The sequence below is a fragment of the Phyllobacterium myrsinacearum genome, assembly GCF_002980555.1.
Taxonomy (GTDB): Bacteria; Pseudomonadota; Alphaproteobacteria; order Rhizobiales; family Rhizobiaceae; genus Phyllobacterium; species Phyllobacterium myrsinacearum.
Genome location: NZ_PVBT01000004.1, coordinates 206786 through 225238, shown reverse-complemented (window position 1 = coordinate 225238; position 18453 = coordinate 206786). Strand labels below are relative to the sequence as shown.

The window sequence follows — 18453 nt, the reverse complement described above, 5'->3', positions numbered from 1 at the left end:
CTTGATGGGTCCGGATGTTGAGTTGAAAACTGTTCATGACAAGCCGGCAACGGATGCGAGTGTGCCGGCGCTGGAACTTGCCGCAGTCAGTTATGCCTATGGCAGGCGACAGGCGCTGGACAATATCTCGTTCTCAATTGCGCCCGGTCGTTTTGCCGTGCTCCTGGGTTTGAACGGTGCGGGCAAGACGACGCTGTTTTCCCTGATCAGCCATCTGTTTGCCACCCGCAATGGCCGCATCCACGTCTTCGGCAACGACATCGATCGCAGATCCGGCGAAGCATTGCGGCGTCTGGGAATTGTCTTTCAGGCCCGCACACTCGATCTCGACCTGACGATACACCAGAATCTGGCCTATCACGCTTCTCTGCATGGGATCGGGTCGCGCGAAACGGACCGGCGCATTCATGAGCTCATGCAATCAATCGACATGAGCGACCGGTTGCATGAAAAAGCCCGCAGCCTTTCCGGCGGCCAGATCAGACGTGTCGAAATCATTCGCGCCTTGTTGCATCAGCCATCCCTGTTGCTGCTGGACGAGGCAACCGTCGGACTTGATATCAAATCGCGGGCGACAATCCTTGCCGATATTCGCAGGCTGGTAACGGAAAAGAGTATCAGCGTCCTGTGGGCCACCCATCTCATCGACGAGGTCAGCCACGCCGATCAGATCATTGTCCTCAATCAGGGTAAGCTGGTCGCCAATGGCACGACGCAGGATGTCATCAAGGATACGGGCGCCGACACCATGAACGAAGCGTTCTCACGCCTCACCGGTATCATCTCTTTGAATGCCGGAGGCCGTCTATGACCGATATCCCCGGCAACATTTCCATCAGGAGCAGTGGACACAACCGCTTTGGCCCCGTGCAATATCTGGTGTGCCTCAAGGGTATTCTCGTGCGGGAAGGACTTCGCTATCTGCATCAACGCGAGCGCTTCATTTCATCGCTTGTCCGGCCCCTGCTCTGGCTGTTCATTTTTGCAGCAGGCTTCCGTCAGGTTCTCGGCGTCTCAATCATCCCGCCTTATCAAACCTACGTACTTTATGAGGTCTATATCACGCCGGGCCTATGTGGGATGATCCTGCTGTTCAGCGGCATGCAGTCCTCGCTGTCCATGGTCTATGACAGGGAGATGGGCAATATGCGCACCCTGCTGGTCAGCCCGTTTCCCCGCTGGTTCCTGCTCATGTCCAAGCTGCTCGCCGGTGTCGCGGTCTCGATTGTGCAAGTCTATGCGTTCCTGTTCATCGCCTGGTTCTGGGGCGTCAAGGCGCCGGCGTCCGGCTACATCTTGACGCTGCCGGCGCTCTTCATCGCAGGTATGATGCTGGGTGCGCTCGGCATGCTGCTCTCATCCATGATCAAACAGTTGGAAAACTTTGCGGGGATCATGAACTTCGTGATCTTTCCGATGTATTTCGCCTCCTCCGCGCTTTATCCGCTCTGGCGCGTGCAGGAGGCCAGTCCCCTGCTTTACAAGATATGCCTGCTCAATCCCTTTACCTATGCCGTCGAACTGGTGCGGTTCGCCTTCTATGGGAAGATCGAATGGATATCTCTTGCCGTCGTCTGCGGATTCACTCTCGTGTTCATTGCCGGCGCCATCATCGCCTATGACCCCTCGAGAGGCCTCGTCATCAAGAAACAAGAGGGAGGAAACAATTGAGACACTGTCGCATTATCGCAACCAGTCTTCTCATCTGCACCGCTTCGGCCGGAGGGTCTTTTGGCGCGGCGCAGAATGATCCGAGCTGGCCCTGCGTGCAGCGCAAGGTGCCCGAATTGTCTGTTGGTCAGGTTTGGAATGGCCCCGATATTCCCGACTCCGCGAAGGGCTGGGACAACGATGCCGCAATCCATGCTCTGGTCGATGATTTGGCGGCGCGCCGCAATCCGCTCGATACAGCTCAGACCAGAATCGTCGAATTTGCCAATGGCCTGCCGAGGGACCAGGTGAATGACAAGATGTTGCTGCTGTTCCAGGGTCTGTTTGACACCCTGAACCGCGAGCGGATACAGGTCATCTCCGGTATTTCACGCTATGCCGGCAAACAGCGCGAAATGGCAAATGATCTGCGCACGGAAGCTGCCAGGGTCGATGCCATGCGAGGCAAACCTGATACAGACCCGGATGATCTGGACCGGGCTAATGAGCGGTTGACCTGGGAAACGCGGATATTCCAAGAACGCGTGCAGTCCCTGACCTATGTCTGTGAGGTGCCGACAATCATCGAACAGAGGCTTTACAGCCTGTCCAAGACCATCAGCCAATCCATGCTCAAGCAATAGCCTTCAGGCAACAGGCCCGGCAGTCTTGCCAATACGGCGATAGATGAAGCCATCCGACGCCGCGTCAGGGGATTTTGCTGTCACGGCTTCATCGATCAGCGCGGCCATCCGCGCGTGCAACGGTGATTTGATGCAGGCGGGGTCAGTCGCGGCGGCATCCCCCGCGATTGCCATAGCCTGACAGCGGCAGCCGCCCCAATCTATTTCCTGCCGTTCGCAGCTGCGGCACGGCTCCTGCATCCAGTCTGTCCCGCGAAACGCATTGAACGCCGGGGATTCATGCCAGATGCGACTGAGGCTCCACGCGCCGAAGCGTTCGAAATGCAGCGATTTGATCGATGCGGCCGCGTGGCAAGGCAATACGGTTCCATCCGGTGCAACCATGAAGGCATCCCGCGCCCATCCCCCCATGCATGGCTTGGGATATACAGCGAAATAATCGGGTGTGACGAAGTCAATCGTCATGATACCGCGAAGCCGCTCCTGTGCTTCCTCAACGATCTGCACCTGCCGTTCGACAGCTTCACGCTCGGGCATCAGAACCTTGCGATTGACAAGTGCCCAGCCCGCATATTGCACGTTGGCAATCTCGAGCCGTTCCGCGCCAAGCTCAAGCGCCAGGTCAATGAAATCCGGCACCTCTTCCATGTTATGGCGGTGTATGGGGGCATTGATGGTCAGTGGAAGACCGGCAGCGCGAACGCGACGGGCCGTTTCGAGCTTCTTTTCGTGCGCGCCGCGAGCGTTGCCGATCTTCTCGGTCGTGGCAGCAAAGGCGCCCTGAAAACTCAGTTGGATATGATCGAGCCCGGCATCAGCGAGGGCCTCGATACGCCCCTCGGCAATCCCGACCCCAGCCGTGATCAGATTGGTGTAAACACCGCGTTTGGCCAGACCGGCGACGAGTTCGGCAAGATCGGTGCGCAGCGTCGGTTCGCCGCCAGACAGATGCACCTGGAGGACTCCGAGATCCGCTGCCTGGTCGAACAGGGCAAGCCAGCCGGCCGTATCCATCTCGCGGTTGGCCTTGAGCAATTCAACCGGGTTGGAGCAGTAGGCACATTGCAAGGGGCAGCGGTGGGTCAGCTCCGCCAGCATGCCAATCGGAGGAAGCACAGGGCTCATCATAGCGACACCAGGAACTTGTCGGACCACTCCTGCAGGAAGGCGCTGATGTCAGGTGCGATTTCTTCCTGCTCCGCGGCGTACTGATCGGCAAGAAGCGCAATCATCTGTGCCACATTGTGCCGGCCATTGCACAGTCGCAAAATGTCGAGACTGACTTCGTTCGGCCAGAATATTTTTTCGGGCGACAGCAGCGCCCAAGCTTCGCGCACACCATCATATTGCAGCCGCACATGACGCTGCAAAACAGGCCGCGACTGCATCGATACGATAGCGCGGGAGCGGACAGTTGCTGTCATATTGCCTCCGGAACAAAAGCACCGGGCGGGATATTGCCCTTCTCACCATAAGCATGCGCCAACGCATCCAGCATCGCCCAGAGGACATCGCATTTGAAGACAAGCGCGTCGATCACCGACTGCTGCTTCTCGGCATTGTCGGCATGTTTCATCACATAGGCGAGTGCAAAATCGGAATCGCGCGATGCAAGCGCCGGACGTTTGTCGAAATAGGCGAGAATGTCCGCGGTGATATAGTCATATTTCGCCAGCATCGCCGGAACGCGCTCGCCAATGATGACGGGCGAGAACAGCTCCGTCAGCGATGACGCGACGGCTTCGAGCATTGTCCGGTTTGTGCAGTATGACAGATAGGCACCCACGGCAAAACGTGTACCCGGCAGCACGAATTTCTCACTTTTGACCATACCGGCATCAAGTCCGAGACCCGTTGCGAGCTTCAGCCAGCGTGCAATACCGCCGCTCCAGCCGTCGCCGCCATCATGGTCTTCAATCCGTTTGCGCCATTCGGCGCGGAACGCGGGATCGTCCGACCGCATGATGATGGCAGCATCCTTGCGTGGAATGACCGATTGGTATGCATAACGATTGAGAGCCCAGGCCTGCATCTGGCCCTTGCTCAGAGCGCCACTCGTCATCTGGTGGTGGAACGGATGCCGGTTGTGATAGCGCGCAGCACCCACGTCACGCAGAACGTTTTCAAGCTGGGCCGGAGATAACCCACCACGTGCCGCATCGCCAAATTCGCTCAAAGTCTGACCTCCATGCCATCGAATGCTATTTCCCAGCCGGCCGCGACAACCGCGGCGTGCTCGGCCGATGCGGCGTCAAGGACGGGATTGGTGTTGTTGATGTGAACGTAAATCCTGTTGCCGATGCCAAGTTCTGCCAGAGCAGCCAGCGACCCGTTTTCACCTGAAATGGAAACATGCCCCATCCGCGCGCCGGTCTTTGCACCGACGCCTGCCGCAACCATTTCGTCGTCGGTGTACAGAGTGCCATCAAAGAGCAGGCAATCGGCCCGCTGCAATCTCGACGTGAGTACCGCATCGATGCGGGCACAACCCGGAACGTAGAATGCTGCCCGTTCGCTGCCCCTTGAGGAAATGCAAAGGCCGATCGTGTCGCCCTCCTGCGTACCGAAACCTTCACCCGCTTTGCTGTGATCCTCAAGAAACAGTGCCACCTTGCCGGGTACAGCAAAGGCTTCAACCGAAATTCCTGTTGGGATTTTTGCGACGTCAAGAATATCGGTTCGTCCGCCGGCCGTCAGTTCGCGCCGGTCAACAAGCGCCCGATCAAGCACGTTGAAAATGGAATTGGCCTCAAGCACATCGAGAACACGACGCGTCGCATAAATCACGAATGGCTCGCGCTCGCGCAAGCTGAGCAATCCGGCAATGTGATCGACATCGGCATTGGTCAGGACCACTGCGCGTATCGGCGTCGAGCGCAAGCGCCCGTTCTCCTGTGGCTGAAGTTCCGGTGTTGCCGCGATCTGCTGACGAATATCAGGCGACGCATTGAAGAGAACCCAGTCCGTTCCATTCGAGCTGGCGGCAAGACTGGACTGCGTGCGGGAACGCACGTTTTCATCGCCGTTCCATGCGCGGCGGCTCAATTGATAATTGCAATTCCATTGGGGAAACCCGCCGCCAGCCGCCGAGCCGATTATTTTCAATCGCATTGCGCGCAATACCCCAACAGGCCGGAATCCGCCCCGCGTGATTGGCTCACGCAGGGCGAAGACTGGAGATTACTTCTTTGTCTTCAGTTCAGCAGGCATGTAACGCGTCAGTTCCATACCAGCAGCAACCTGACACATGGTCGGCTTTGTCCAAGTTTTCTTCATGCTAGCCTCCTTCTATCCAAAGATCACCGCAGTGATCTTTCTCCGCCACCATACGCCATCATGGCGCAGGATCTAAATTAGTAGGGTTCATTTTTTTGTGTGGCTTGCTCTGCCGCGATCCAGCCGTCCGTGCCGAGCGGGTACCAGAATACGGAACGATATCCCCATTCGACTGCTCTTTTGGCGGCATTCCACGACATCCAGCAATTCTCCATACAATAGAACAATACCCTTCGATTTTTCTCACGCCCGAGACGCGATTCCAGTCCCTTGCGAAAATAGGCTTCCGTCTCCGTGTTCAAAATTCCGTATCCCGTGTTTGCGAGCCAGATGCTCCCGGGAATGTCCTCCCGCGTCTTGTCTCGCCATATGGTTCCGGCCGGAAGATTTGCCGGTTTGGGATCATGCGGGAGCACGTCGACAAAAACGGTTTCCTTGTCTTTCCACAGAGCGATGGCCTCATCCGTCGTTACCACTCTTGCTCCCTTCAGCGTGGCCGGAACTGGAGCCCGGTACATCTCTGTCCGGTATCCCACAGGTTCAGGCGCATTTCCTTCCGCACCGGCCAGATTGACACCCGTGTTCATCAAAAGGACTGCAGCGACAAAACAGATCGGCGCTGCGGCGCTCCACAGGTCATTGGGTGATCGGCTTGTCATTTTCGTCTATCAGCGGCACATGGTATTCGCCCAGAATCCGATTGATCTCCGGCTGGTTCTCCTTGATGACCTTGTTCAATGTCCGCTTCCATTCCTGATCGGACGGACGCACACCCATGGTGATCCGGTAAGCCATATGTCCGGACTTTTCCTTTGCCAGCGACACAACCGCCAGATCCGGATTGATCTCATGCGCATAATAGCCCGCCATCGGTCCCCAAAGGATTGCCACATCTATCGTGCCCTTCATAAGGTCCTTGATCATGACGTCAGCCATGGACGGTGCGAGGCGTGTGTCCACCATCAAAGGATAGGGAACAACGCTGCGCATGTACCCGGCCTTGGCAAGATTGGCAGCCGGCGGCGTTCCCGCGACCACACCGATCTTCTTGCCTGCCAACGTCTTGTCCTCGATCGACACCACATCGTCGAGACCGGCTCCCTTCCTGTAGACCATGACATAGGTGGAGCGATAATAGGCATTGGTATTCTGCACCAGATCATCGCCTTGGGCATATCCCATGATGATATCGCAATGGTTGGACCGCAGTGTATTGCGAACGAAGCCGGTCGCCATGGGATACCAGGTGTAGGCCACCGACTTCCGTCCGGTTTTGGCTGCAACCAATTCCGCCAGCTTGTTTTCAAATCCTTTGCCGCTTTGGTCGGAAAACGGCATATTCGACGGGTCTGCGCACACGCGCAGTATATCCGGATCAACAAGCTCACCGGCAGCTCCCAAGCCGGCGCTCTGCGCCAGGGCAGCCGACGGCATAGCGAGCATCGCCGCAATGAAGGCTGCGATCCGGTATTGGCGGAAGTTCGCGCGCTGCATCATCTCATCCACCCATGCATGAATCTTCCGCCTGTTTGGCGGCCGCTGACTTGTCTTCATGCTTTGCAGGACGCCCACGCGGAAGATCCCCGACGGCACGTGCCCGCAGATAGACATAGAGATCGTCCATGTAGCAATAAACGTTCTTGTTGTCGCCGAAGGCCGGCATCACCTTGTCGTTGCCGTTCGACAGATTCTTCCGGCCTCCCGCCACTGTCGACAGGAAATCGGCGTAGGACATTGTCTTGAGCGATTCGGCGAGAACCGGCGCGAAGGACGACCCCGCACCGTCTGCTCCATGGCAGACATTGCATTCCGAATTGAACCGCCGGTAACCACTATAGGTATGCCAATCAACAGTTCCATCCGGTTGTATCTTGAATGTCGGATTTCCGTCCTTGTCGGCGTATTTGCCATTGTCGTCGGAAGCAACCGCTGCTGCGGCCTTGTCATCGGCACGGCTGCTGCCCTGCCCTATCAGGAGAGCAAGAGTGGCAGTGACGGCCAGAAGGATTGTTCGAATCGGCATTCGGTAACCTCGCATTCGCGCGTCGGGCAACACCTGTTGGCGCCAGCTCAACGGTTATGATTGATCATCAGGTATCGGTCAGGTGACACGAGGGGCCCGGCCTGATTGAAACCGGGCGCCCTGTTCAAGTGTCTGCTCGCCCCGGTTTATTCGGGGACGGCGAAAACGGTCAGCTGACCGCCCAAAGCCGTATAGTCGGAGAGACCGGCATAACCGCCGACCGCACCCAGACCATCCGTACCCTTTGTCAGACCGGCAGCAAGGCCAATGCCTGCCCAGCCGCCAACACCGGACAGAACGGCAATATATTGCTTGCCCTTGTGTTCGTAGGTGGTGACATTGCCGATAATGCCGGAAGGAGTCTTGAACTTGTACAGTTCCTTGCCGTTCTTATCGACTGCCTTCAGGTAACCTTCAAGCGTACCGTAGAACACCACGTCGCCATCGGTTGCAAGCGCACCGGACCAGACCGAGAACTGCTCGGGTTTGGACCAGACGATTTCACCCTTTGCCGCATCCCAGGCAATGAAGTTGCCCATACCGCCATGGCTGTTCGGAGCAGGATACATGGAAAGCGTTGCACCGATATATGGCTGACCGGCGGTATAGCTGACCTTGTAGGGCTCGTAATCCATGCAGACATGGTTTGTCGGGACGTAGAAGAGTTTCGTCTTCGGTGAATAGCTGGCAGGCTGCTGATCCTTGGTACCAAGTGCAGCAGGGCAAATACCGGTCGTGTTGACGTCTTCACCCTGTTTTGCCGTCGAATATTTGTCAACGACGACAGGACGGCCGTAGTCCTTGCTGTTCTTGTCCATCACAACTTCTGTTGCCCAGTTCACAGCCGGATCGTATTTCTTGGCGACCAGGAGTTCACCGGTTGCACGGTCCAGAGTGTAGGCAAAGCCGTTGCGATCAAAATGCACCAGCACATTGCGATCCTTGCCGTCAATTTTGATACCATCTGCAAGGATCATCTCATTGACGCCGTCATAATCCCACTCGTCATGCGGGGTCATCTGATACAGCCATTTCGCCATACCAGTGTCGGCATCACGGGCCATGATTGTCATGGACCATTTGTTGTCACCAGGACGCTGGCTGGGATTCCATGTGGATGGGTTACCCGTGCCATAATAGATGAGGTTCAATTTGGGATCATACGAATACCAACCCCATGTTGTTCCGCCACCGATCTTCCACTGGTCGCCTTCCCATGTCTTGGTGCTGGAATCTGCGCCAACCGGCTTACCGAGTTGGGTCGTCTTTTCCGGATCAATCAATGTGTCCTTGTCCGAACCAATTGACCATGCCCGCCAGGCCTGCTTGCCGTCTTTGATGTTATAGGCAGTCAAAGCACCGCGAACGCCGAACTCACCACCGGAAATACCGACGATGACTTTGTCCTTAACGACCATCGGAGCCGATGTGCCGGATTCGCCTTTACTGCCATCGGCAGCTTCACCATTCTTCACAGACCATTCGGGCTTGCCGGTTTTTGCATCGAGAGCCACGAGGGTTGTATCGGCCTGGTACAGGAAAATCTTGCCATCGCCATAAGCTACGCCGCGATTAACGGTATCGCAGCACATGATTGGAATAACATTAGGGTCCTGTTTGGGTTCATATTTCCACAGGATCTTGCCGTCATTGTTCAGGTCAAGCGCATAGACTGTATTCGGATAGGGCGCATGGACATACATGACATCCCCTATGATGAGCGGGCCACCTTCGTGACCACGCAGCACGCCTGTCGAAAACGTCCAGGCGACCTGAAGGTTCTTGACGTTGTCCTTGTTGATCTTATTGAGTTTTGAATATCGGGTGTTGGCATAATCGCCGGTCTGGATCGCCCAGTCCTTCGAATTGGAAATCAAGGCTTGCAGATCGTCATTGGCTAAAGCTCCTCCCGCCAATGAAAACGACAGAGTAAAGGTGGCCAACGCTCGCATTAAATTCTTGTGTACACGCATTATGAGTCCTCCCTAAGTTCACATTTATGAACCATCGGGCGGAGCCGTTTATCACAGCGGTCCGCTCCATTAGCTCACGCAAATGGGGAAGTATTTCCGGCAGCGTGTCACGACCTAAGCCAGGCGCGCAGAGGGCACCGTTACTGCCCACCCCGCTTGGCCTACGAAGACTGTCACCACTCCCTTGACGGTAACGTCCTTGAAGCCGGAAACAAGGTGACGATAGGAGAAAGATTTGCATTAGGCAAGCATGTTTATCAATTTATATTTTCTGCGTTGCAATATACATATCTTGCAGCGCAGCATATATCGCGATTCCCCATTTTATTCTACAATCTATAGGATCATCATGATTTGATACTTTAATACTGGACAATTCTTGCCAATCAATATTACTATTTGTTATCCATTTGAAAAATGCGGCACCTCACCAGCGCGAAGGCAACGGTCCGATGGCAATATCAAAAGCCCTGCAATTATGCCTGTTAGCAACCGCAGCAATTGCATATTCTTCGCCGGCAAAATCGGCCGCGGATTACCCCACGCCAGCCCTTGCCGAGTACGTTTACGGCTGCATGAAGGCCAACGGAGAAAACCGGGATTCGCTGCAACGCTGTTCCTGTTCGATCGATGTCATTGCCTCTGTCATCTCCTATGATCACTATGTTGCCGCTGAAACATACAAATCAATGGGAATGGTTCCCGGCGAAAACGGCGCGCTCTTTCGCGAAAGCGCTCCGGCGAAAGCTTCCATCACCGAACTGAAACGCGCCCAGGCCGAAGCCGACATACGCTGCTTCTAAATCCTCAGTTCCCTTCATCACAAACTTGATGATTCAAGCGGCCACTCATCCTTGAATTGCTTGCCTTCCGTGTCGGCCGCTTCAACCTTGATATCCTCTCCCGGCTTCGCATCAAATTCGAAGCGGAAGTTCGGATCTTCCGAAATCGAAATTCCGCCTTCCATCGACATGATCAGCCGATTGCCCTGTGACACCGTCAAACCCTGAATGAAGTGCGCGGGGATGTAGTATCGGGTTATCTGGTCCATCTGCAGCCCGGAATTGTTAGGATGGCGGATCATCAGCTGCATTTCCGTCGCACGGGTCATTGGCTCCATGCCGGATGTTTTCGACGAGAACACGCGCAGTTTCATTTTGCCCAGATTGGCGAGTGCTTCATCGGTGTTCTTCATGGCCGGTGCCGAGCATCCTCCCGATGCCTTGACGAAGGTCTCCGTCATATGAAGTTTGCCGTCCTCGGTTTCCGCGATGGCTCTTACATAGGAATAGGCATTCACACGCAATCGCGTTGCCAGATGGGTCACCCCGGCATCGGGACCGAACTTGAACACAGCAGCAACCGGCGATGGATTTTCATCCACGATCAAGGTCACGGTCTTGACGCGGCCAGTCCCGGCATCGGTTTTGAAATGCAGATCAACCGGCACAATCGCAGCATCTTCGGCGCGTTTCGGCGCATCAATGCTCACAATGCCGTTTGCCGGCTCAATGGTCTTCTGTCCAAAGACATCGCCCTTCAAACCGTTCCAGGTCGCGCTTTCGGGAGGCCCAGCATTTTGAGCCCATACGGGAAATGAAATAACCGCACCAACCAACACAAGAAGCGCAATGGCAACCATCCGGTTGCGCGGCTGTAATATCGCAAGCATCGTGTTCTGCCTCCACCAAGGATAATTTGGCGGTGCCCGGCTCTGTTATCTATATCACCCATCCGAGCGGTCTGGCAAATGCCAAGAGCGCCCAATCATTCCCACTCAAGTTCAGCGAAAGCAGCAGTTGCGTTGCGCTGATTGTATTCGTCAAAAAGCTTCCAGTTCGCGCGTTCGCGTTGCGCCGCTGACTTGACGGCATCCGACATCGGCACACCATCGGCAATGGCTTTGCGCATATCGCTCGCAAGCACATCGAAGTAACGACGCTCCGCTTCCAGTGCCTGCGGCCATGGGGATGGTATGGGTCCATGCCCGGGAACAGCAGATTTCGCCTTGATCCCGTTCAGAATATCCAGTTGCGCAATCCATCCAAGCAGCGATCCGTCCATCGTTGGCAGATGGCCGATAAAGCAGAGATCGCCGGTAAAAAAAGTATCGGTTTTGTGGTCAAAAACGGAAAGATCATTGTCCGTATGCGCTGGCTTCCATGCCTTCAAGGTGAGTTTACGGTTGCCAAGATCGAGCTCTTCCTCATCGCTTATGAGCTTGGTCGGCGGAACGATCCTGATGTCTGCCATCAGATCACCGCCCATCGCGTCCCTGTAACTCTGCAGATAATAAGCCCCGCGGCTTTCCAAAGCGCGCGGCAAGTTGCGGTGACCGACGATGATTGCGCCGGTAGAATCGAACGCAGCATTGCCGAAGATGTGGTCCGGGTGCATATGGGTGTTGATCAGATAGCGGATCGGCCTGTCGGTTCTGGCGCGAATGGCCCCGATCAAGGCCTTGCCTTCAACCACGCTGCCGCCACTGTCGATGACAGCGACCGCCTCGTCACCGATGATGAAACCGACATTGCAGATCTCGCCATCATTCTGATCGTTCATCATCGCAGGGATGCCTGCAAAGGCAAACACCCCGTCGGCAATCTGTTTCACCGGCAACGGATCACCTGGCCGTGACTGAGCCAGCGCCAGACGCGCATGCGACATGCCGCAACAGGCAAAGACCAGAGCTGTTTTAAGAACACCGCGTCGGGTCGTGCCGCTCATGGACCGGCACCTCCGTCCGAGAATTTTGCGTGGAACGAACGCAAGAGATCCGCCCTGACCTGTGCATTGCGGCTGTGTCGCGGCACCCTGATGTCGAAAGTTCCGACGACATGGGCAGGACGATCCGAGAAAACGATGATCCGGTCCGATAGCATGATTGCCTCCTGCACATTGTGGGTCACCATGAGCGCCGTCGTCGGACGTTCGGACCAGACCGACAGGAGCAGGTGACGCAACTGATCCGCCGTTGCTTCATCCAGTGAGACAAAGGGTTCATCCAGCAGAAGAATGTCTGGTTCGATTGCCAATGCCCGCGCGATTGCCGCGCGCCGCGCAAGGCCGAGAGACAACTCACCGGGATAGAACGTCCGCATTGCGGCCAGCCCCAAGATGCGGAACAGGGCATCGAGATTCGCCCCCCTCGACCGTTTCGGCAATGCAAGGCGCACGTTTTGCTCGACTGAACACCACGGCAACAAGATCGGTTCTTGAAACACGGCCCCGACACGCGGTTCGGCCAGCCCCGGCAACTCGACGGAGCCGTCATAACTCCCTTCAAGCCCGAGCAATATGCGGAGTGTTGTCGTCTTGCCGCATCCGGAAGGACCAAGAATGCAGGCAAATTCGTTCTGCTCCACTTCGAAATGCAGATCGCGCAGAACATCGATCGCTTCGCCATTGGATGAACGAAACGATTTTTCCTGGATATCGACCTTAAGCCGGGCGACGCCAACGCGTTGATGTGTGTTCAAGGGGCTGTACCAATACAAGTTCGATGAAAAGCATCACGGCAATGAACGCCAGAGTGTAGGCGAGAATTGCAGCAACATCGAAGAGTTGAAAAAACAGGTTGATCTGGAAGCCGATGCCGTTCGACCGGCCCATGAGTTCGACAACAAGCACAATCTTCCAGATCAGCGAAACGCCGGAACGTGACGTTGCAGCGATGTAGGGTTGCAGCTGCGGTAACAGGATATGCCGCAAACGGTCGATTGCGCTGAACCGGTAAACCCGCGCCATCTCCGCATAACGCCCGTCGAGCGCCCGGGTCCCCTCGCGCATTGTCACGATCACATTGGGGATCTTGTTCAGGGCAACCGCACCAATCGCTGTCGCTTCGTTCAGGCCAAACCAGATATAGGCCAGGACGATGATGACGAGCGCCGGGATGTTCAGGAAGAGAATGAGCCAGGGATTGAAGAACTGGTCGGCTCGCCGGTGGGTGCCCAAGAAAACGCCGATCACGGATCCGATGATCATAGCAAGGAAGAACGAGGCTGCCACACGCCATAGCGTGATTGCCAAATGATAGGGTAAGTCGCCGCTCGCGGTTTCGCTTGTGAACTTTTGCAGAACGAGCAGCGGCGCCGGAAAGGATCGGCTCGGCCAAAACGTAGCCCCGATATGCCAGAGGATCATGAGGACTGCAAAAGACAGCAAAACCATGACGGATGAGGTCCAGCGCCGTGACCCCGGTAACGGCGCTACCTCACGTGCTCCTCGCCGTTCGGTAGAGACCACAGACATCTATTGGGCCCTCCAGAACGTGCCGGGAGCCAGCGTGACCGCCGGACCGACCAGCCGGGGGCCACCCAGTTCCGCGAGAAGCGCATAGAGCTTTTCTGCGTCGGCCTGTTCGGCGTCGACGGATCGGGAGGGAATGCCTTCGCGATAGCGATCCCGCAGTATATCGAGTTCGCGCCCTTCGGCCTTCACCACCGGCGCGAGCCGCTGCCATTCCGCATCGGAGCTGGCAAGAAGCGCCTTGGCGTCTCGGCTGGCCTTGATGAATCCCGCAATGGTCACGGGATGGGCGTTTGCCCATTTGTCGTGAAATATGTAGCCAAGAGCTGATGCGGCACCCGTGGCGCCGAGCGCCTTGGCGGCATCGCTCGTGCTGATCACCCTGCGAAAGCCGTTGGCCTCCAGCCGCGCACAAAAATTCCAGAAATTCAGAACGGCATCGAGCTCATTCTGTTGCGCTTTCTCCGCAAGCAATGGCGGAGCGCCGAAGACAATGTCGTTTTGCGCCGCCAGATCGAGCGACTGACGTTTGGCAAGCCCCTGAATGAGCAGCCAGCTCTTGTCGAGAGGTCCGCCGGCAATGCCGATTTTCTTGCCTTTGAGATCCGTGAGACTTTTGATCGGCGAGCCATCTCGCACCATGAGTGCGCCGACAGAACTGGAATAGGGCACGAAAGCCAGGTCTTCGCCCGAGGCGCGTTGACGCGATACCCAAAGCCAATCGCTGACGATTATATCAACATCCCCAGCCAACATCGCGACATTGGTCGCCTCCTCGCCGGCAAAGAACCGGACATCGACATGCACACCATATTTCTCATCAAGCTTGTTGTGCTTGATCGTGTCGAGTTCCCAATTCACCGTGCCGAATTTGAGAACACCGACACGAACCGTTTCCGATGCCAGACCACTCGCCGTGCCGCTGCACACAATCGACAATGTGAACAGCAACGCCAAGAAAAATCGATATTGATATTTGCCCGTCACAAAACCTCCCTGACAGATCGCTGCCGGATTATCCGCTCATAAAGTCAACTCGTTGGTTGGATAGGCGCACTTCCAGCGCGCAACACGCAGTTTTGGATGTTCTCCAGCCCACTTTGCAATTTCAGCGGGAGCGAGGAACATACAATTGAGAAGATTGCCCTTGTTCTCAAAGTGCAGGCGTTCCTCCCGGCAGCTTGACGGGTTGGATATAAGACAGACTGTCAGGATAAGATCGATAACGTCCATTCAGCACCTTCAATCCGCTACCCCTCCCCGCCAATGCCTCGAATACACAAGGTGGATTGACTGGATCAGAAGCCATTCGACGGATTCCTCAAGGTGCCCGATGAGAAATATCGTTGCATCCAAGTTACGGTTACCGCCTGCTGCCGTCAATCATGCGTTCCGCGGAAAACGCAATCGTGATGCTGCGGCGTTATTTCCGCAACCCGGCGATTGACTTATGCAATGTCGCGGGTAACGTTTTGGAACGCTATGATCAGTCGTTCTACAACAAAAAGATCAAGCAAAATGGTGGTGCCAATGCATGGAAATTGGTGCCAGTCTTCGTCTAGGGCACCCTTGGCGAAAATGAGGAAATGCCATGCGATACCCTGTACTACTGATTGGTATGTCAGTTGTAGTTCTGTCAGTTGCCGGTGCCCGCGCTCAAGATGCGGGTGATGCAACTGCAGGTGCAACAGTTTTCAAGAAATGTATGGCCTGCCACGTGGCAGACACCGACAAGAACAAGGTCGGGCCATCTCTGTTCGGACTGTTTGGGCGAACAGCCGGTACACATCCGGGATTCGGCTATTCTCCTGCGATGAAGGCAGCCGGTGCGGGCGGGCTGGTGTGGGACATTGCCAGCTTGCGTGACTATTTGCATGATCCGAAGGCCAAGGTTCCAGGCACCAAGATGGCCTTTCCCGGCCTGAAAGATGAGACGGAAATTACCAACCTCGAGGCCTATCTCAAACAATACTCGAAGTAACGGATTGCCGCCGGTCGGATCGCCGGCGGCATCACTCTGTCAGGGCGAATCGCGCCATTTGATGGAGCAGCCAACTGAGGCAATCTGTTCGCGTGGTCCGGTGCCCGATTGCGCAATCTGGCGCATTGCCTCGAACAAATCCCGGCGCAGGTCTGCGATCGCTTCCTGTTTGCGCGAGCCGTCGAGCCGCCCCCGGTATTGCAATTCACCCCTTGCGTTGAACCCGAAGAAATCCGGCGTGCAGACAGCACCATAGGCACGCGCAACCGCCTGGTCCGCATCGTGCAAATAGGGAAAGGGAAACGCATTCTCCCGGGAAAACCGCTGCATGTTTTCATAGGAATCGGCGGGGTAAGCTGCAGCATCATTGGCATTGATGGCAACAAAGCCAACATCCAGTGCTGCAAGATCATGCGCGTCACGCACGATACGCCCGATGACGGCCTTCACATAGGGACAGTGATTGCAGATGAACGCGACGACAAGTCCATGCCGTCCAGCCTGAGCCAGGAGAGAGTGCCGTTGGCCGCCGGTCCCGATCAAGCTTGCATCGACAGCTCGCCAGCCGAAATCACAAAGGGGTGGGACTGCCGCCATTGATGTTTCCTCCTCTCAGGCTGCCTTCTGGTGCCTGGCGTCATCGGCAGCATGGCGGATGGCGGCGATATTGGCGGCGTAAGCAGCCTTGCTGCCTCCCTTGAAAATCGCCGATCCGGCAACAAGAACATCGGCGCCGGCAGCCGCCACCAGAGGGGCGGTCTCCGGCGTGACACCGCCATCGATTTCGATATGGATCGGACGATCGCCGATAAGAGCTTTCAAGCGCCGTGTCTTTTCGATAACCGACGGGATGAATGCCTGTCCGCCGAACCCCGGATTGACCGTCATCAACAATACGAGGTCGAGGCGGTCCAGCACATATTCTATTGCCGTTTCAGGCGTAGACGGGTTGAGGGACACACCTGCTTTCCTGCCGAGATTGCGAATGGTCTGCAGCGAGCGGTCCAGATGCGGCCCCGCTTCCGCATGAACGGTGATGAAGTCGCACCCGGCGTCGGCAAAGGCCGCGAGATAGGCATCTGCCGGTGCGATCATGAGATGGCAATCGAACACCGCTGCGGTCCGGCCGCGGATCGACTTTATGACTTGAGGACCGAAGGTGATGTTGGGAACGAAATGCCCATCCATCACATCAAGGTGCACCCAATCTGCTCCAGCCTCGATGATATCCTCCACCTCTTCACCCAGCCTGGAAAAATCCGCGGACAGAACGGACGGCGCGATGAGCGTCTTGCGGTTCATGGCATTTGCCCCTCCGCAGGCGGCATTGAAAAGACACGGCTATTGCCGATATCGGCTGCAGTAATTGTCGACAAGGCGTCTGCGTCCAGCAACCCCTTTGATGTCTCAAACAAGCGATTGGCCTGCCGCAGACGTGCCCGATCGAGTGCGTTACGGATGGAACGGGCATTGGCAAAATGCGGTTGTTGCCGGCGCCGCTCAATATAGTCAGCCATGATTGCACGGCCTTCCGCATCGAAGCCATAATTCTGCTTCGCCAACATTGTCTCTGCAATGCGAAGCAATTCGTCGGAGCTGTAATCCGGAAAATCGATATGATGAGCAATACGCGAGCGAAAACCCGGATTGCTTTCGAAGAACTTGTCCATGCGATCCGTATAACCGGCCAGGATAACCACAAGATCTTCGCGCTGATTTTCCATCACCTGAAGCAGTATCTCAATGGCTTCCTGACCATAATCACGCTCGTTCTCCTGCCGGTGCAGATAATAGGCTTCATCGATGAACAGCACGCCGCCCAAGGCTTTTTTCAATATCTCCTTGGTCTTCGGCGCGGTGTGGCCGATATACTGCCCGACCAGATCGTCACGCGTCACCGAAACGAGGTGACCTTTGCGGATATAGCCAAGCCGGTGCAGAAGATCGGCCATACGCAGCGCCACCGTGGTCTTGCCTGTGCCCGGATTACCACTGAAACTCATGTGCAGCGTCGGCGTCTCATGGGCAAGCCCCATCCGCCGGCGCGCCCGTTCCACCAGCAGCAGAGCGGCAGTCTCCTTGATCCGCAGCTTAACCGGCTTCAGGCCGATCAAATCACGGTCGAGTTCATCGAGCACGTCTTTCACACCGGATTCAACATATTCAGCGCGCAGATCAATTGCAGCTGGAATGTCCTCGCTGGCACGCGCGAGCTCTTCGATCCCGATGTCAGCCATAACGTTGCCCCGCCGGCTTGTCCGTTGCGTAGGATCTCGTCGTGTACCGGACGACACGGCCTTCGCCTTCCTGACGCGCAAGATGGAAGCCGGGCTCTTCCCGCGGTCGATTGACGAGGAAGGACAATTTCACCGACTCCCAGCCATGCGAATTGTCGAACGCAACGAAGCGAATATAGCCATCGCCGTAGACCTTGCGGCATTCCTTCAATTCCATGATCAAGGCCGCGGCATCCGGATTGTCGAACATCGGATGCCCCCACATCTCCCAATAGGTATTGCGCGGATGCGGATCATCGGTGAATTCAAGACTGACAGCCCAGCCATTGTCGATGCAATACTGCGTTTGCCGGGCGATCTGCTCGTCTGTCAGGTCGGGCAGGAACGAGAATGCTCCTTGGGTAATACGCATGTCGTT

At 56.1% G+C, this 18453-nt stretch carries 24 protein-coding genes; 6 read left to right on the top strand and 18 right to left on the bottom strand.

The features are described 5' to 3' along the window. The first annotated feature begins 4 nt into the window (after positions 1-4). Genes C5750_RS15695 through C5750_RS15685 form a run of 3 tightly spaced genes read left to right on the top strand, consistent with a single transcriptional unit; the run spans position 5 to position 2294 of the window. Positions 5-811, top strand: a complete 807-nt coding sequence (locus C5750_RS15695) for an ATP-binding cassette domain-containing protein (RefSeq protein WP_105734846.1) — start codon at positions 5-7, stop codon at positions 809-811. After that, positions 808-1671: an ABC transporter permease gene (locus tag C5750_RS15690; RefSeq protein ID WP_105734845.1), complete on the top strand. Its 864-nt coding sequence runs from the start codon at positions 808-810 to the stop codon at positions 1669-1671. The genes C5750_RS15695 and C5750_RS15690 overlap by 4 nt, the downstream gene beginning before the upstream one ends. Next, on the top strand, positions 1668-2294 hold the full coding sequence (locus tag C5750_RS15685; protein ID WP_105734844.1) for a hypothetical protein: 627 nt from the start codon (positions 1668-1670) through the stop codon (positions 2292-2294). The genes C5750_RS15690 and C5750_RS15685 overlap by 4 nt, the downstream gene beginning before the upstream one ends. A 3-nt stretch (positions 2295-2297) precedes the next feature. Here C5750_RS15685 and pqqE read toward each other — a convergent pair whose 3' ends face one another. The 8 genes from pqqE to xoxF5 form a co-directional block, all read right to left on the bottom strand. After that, positions 2298-3422, bottom strand: a complete 1125-nt coding sequence (gene pqqE, locus C5750_RS15680; protein WP_105734843.1) for a pyrroloquinoline quinone biosynthesis protein PqqE — start codon at positions 3420-3422, stop codon at positions 2298-2300. Continuing rightward, positions 3419-3718 (bottom strand): pyrroloquinoline quinone biosynthesis peptide chaperone PqqD, encoded by a 300-nt coding sequence (gene pqqD / locus C5750_RS15675; protein ID WP_105734842.1) that lies wholly within the window; start codon positions 3716-3718, stop codon positions 3419-3421. The genes pqqE and pqqD overlap by 4 nt, the downstream gene beginning before the upstream one ends. Next, positions 3715-4470 (bottom strand): pyrroloquinoline-quinone synthase PqqC, encoded by a 756-nt coding sequence (pqqC, locus tag C5750_RS15670; RefSeq protein ID WP_105734841.1) that lies wholly within the window; start codon positions 4468-4470, stop codon positions 3715-3717. The genes pqqD and pqqC overlap by 4 nt, the downstream gene beginning before the upstream one ends. Further along, entirely contained in the window at positions 4467-5405 is a 939-nt protein-coding gene (gene pqqB, locus C5750_RS15665) for a pyrroloquinoline quinone biosynthesis protein PqqB (RefSeq protein WP_105734840.1), read from the bottom strand. The genes pqqC and pqqB overlap by 4 nt, the downstream gene beginning before the upstream one ends. 242 nt (positions 5406-5647) lie before the next feature. After that, the gene (locus C5750_RS15655) at positions 5648-6229 is read right to left on the bottom strand and encodes a PQQ-dependent catabolism-associated CXXCW motif protein (RefSeq protein ID WP_342588467.1); all 582 of its coding nucleotides are present in this window, start codon (positions 6227-6229) and stop codon (positions 5648-5650) included. Then, positions 6207-7067, bottom strand: coding sequence for a substrate-binding domain-containing protein (locus C5750_RS15650; protein ID WP_105734838.1), 861 nt, complete (start codon positions 7065-7067; stop codon positions 6207-6209). The genes C5750_RS15655 and C5750_RS15650 overlap by 23 nt, the downstream gene beginning before the upstream one ends. A 1-nt stretch (position 7068) precedes the next feature. Continuing rightward, positions 7069-7593 carry a c-type cytochrome, methanol metabolism-related gene (locus C5750_RS15645; protein WP_105734837.1) on the bottom strand — a complete coding sequence of 175 codons (525 nt, stop codon included), beginning with the start codon at positions 7591-7593 and terminating at the stop codon, positions 7069-7071. Positions 7594-7739: 146 nt separating this feature from the next. Beyond that, complete coding sequence (gene xoxF5 / locus C5750_RS15640; RefSeq protein WP_105734836.1) at positions 7740-9545, bottom strand: lanthanide-dependent methanol dehydrogenase XoxF5; 1806 nt, start codon at positions 9543-9545, stop codon at positions 7740-7742. A 473-nt stretch (positions 9546-10018) separates the two neighbouring features. Between xoxF5 and C5750_RS15635 the strand changes: the two genes are divergently transcribed. Next, a complete protein-coding gene (locus C5750_RS15635; protein WP_105735030.1) occupies positions 10019-10369 on the top strand; it encodes a hypothetical protein in 351 nt (116 codons plus the stop codon). 17 nt (positions 10370-10386) lie between these two features. Here C5750_RS15635 and C5750_RS15630 read toward each other — a convergent pair whose 3' ends face one another. The 6 genes from C5750_RS15630 to C5750_RS15605 all read right to left on the bottom strand — a co-directional run bounded on the left by C5750_RS15630 (position 10387) and on the right by C5750_RS15605 (position 15050). Then, entirely contained in the window at positions 10387-11238 is an 852-nt protein-coding gene (locus tag C5750_RS15630; protein ID WP_245421128.1) for a quinoprotein dehydrogenase-associated SoxYZ-like carrier, read from the bottom strand. A 95-nt stretch (positions 11239-11333) separates the two neighbouring features. Further along, positions 11334-12293 carry a quinoprotein relay system zinc metallohydrolase 2 gene (locus C5750_RS15625; RefSeq protein ID WP_105734835.1) on the bottom strand — a complete coding sequence of 320 codons (960 nt, stop codon included), beginning with the start codon at positions 12291-12293 and terminating at the stop codon, positions 11334-11336. Then, positions 12290-13045 carry an ABC transporter ATP-binding protein gene (locus tag C5750_RS15620; RefSeq protein WP_105734834.1) on the bottom strand — a complete coding sequence of 252 codons (756 nt, stop codon included), beginning with the start codon at positions 13043-13045 and terminating at the stop codon, positions 12290-12292. Before C5750_RS15620 ends, C5750_RS15625 begins: the two co-directional genes overlap by 4 nt. Further along, complete coding sequence (locus tag C5750_RS15615) at positions 13008-13739, bottom strand: ABC transporter permease (protein ID WP_162800166.1); 732 nt, start codon at positions 13737-13739, stop codon at positions 13008-13010. Before C5750_RS15615 ends, C5750_RS15620 begins: the two co-directional genes overlap by 38 nt. A gap of 81 nt (positions 13740-13820) precedes the next feature. Next, the gene (locus tag C5750_RS15610) at positions 13821-14774 is read right to left on the bottom strand and encodes an ABC transporter substrate-binding protein (RefSeq protein ID WP_105734832.1); all 954 of its coding nucleotides are present in this window, start codon (positions 14772-14774) and stop codon (positions 13821-13823) included. Between the two features lie 66 nt (positions 14775-14840). Continuing rightward, positions 14841-15050 (bottom strand): hypothetical protein, encoded by a 210-nt coding sequence (locus C5750_RS15605; RefSeq protein WP_105734831.1) that lies wholly within the window; start codon positions 15048-15050, stop codon positions 14841-14843. Between the two features lie 113 nt (positions 15051-15163). On the opposite strand from C5750_RS15605, the gene C5750_RS15600 reads away from it, so the two are divergent. Next, positions 15164-15379: a hypothetical protein gene (locus tag C5750_RS15600; protein ID WP_105734830.1), complete on the top strand. Its 216-nt coding sequence runs from the start codon at positions 15164-15166 to the stop codon at positions 15377-15379. Between the two features lie 29 nt (positions 15380-15408). Then, complete coding sequence (locus C5750_RS15595; RefSeq protein ID WP_105734829.1) at positions 15409-15798, top strand: c-type cytochrome; 390 nt, start codon at positions 15409-15411, stop codon at positions 15796-15798. 39 nt (positions 15799-15837) lie between these two features. Here C5750_RS15595 and C5750_RS15590 read toward each other — a convergent pair whose 3' ends face one another. The 4 genes from C5750_RS15590 to C5750_RS15575 are packed head-to-tail and all read right to left on the bottom strand — an operon-like array spanning position 15838 to position 18447. Then, positions 15838-16395 carry a thioredoxin family protein gene (locus C5750_RS15590; RefSeq protein ID WP_105734828.1) on the bottom strand — a complete coding sequence of 186 codons (558 nt, stop codon included), beginning with the start codon at positions 16393-16395 and terminating at the stop codon, positions 15838-15840. Between the two features lie 15 nt (positions 16396-16410). Then, positions 16411-17100 (bottom strand): ribulose-phosphate 3-epimerase, encoded by a 690-nt coding sequence (gene rpe, locus C5750_RS15585; RefSeq protein ID WP_105734827.1) that lies wholly within the window; start codon positions 17098-17100, stop codon positions 16411-16413. After that, a complete protein-coding gene (gene cbbX / locus C5750_RS15580; protein WP_105734826.1) occupies positions 17097-18035 on the bottom strand; it encodes a CbbX protein in 939 nt (312 codons plus the stop codon). Before cbbX ends, rpe begins: the two co-directional genes overlap by 4 nt. After that, positions 18028-18447, bottom strand: coding sequence for a ribulose bisphosphate carboxylase small subunit (locus C5750_RS15575; RefSeq protein WP_105734825.1), 420 nt, complete (start codon positions 18445-18447; stop codon positions 18028-18030). The genes cbbX and C5750_RS15575 overlap by 8 nt, the downstream gene beginning before the upstream one ends. Between the last annotated feature and the right edge of the window lie 6 nt (positions 18448-18453).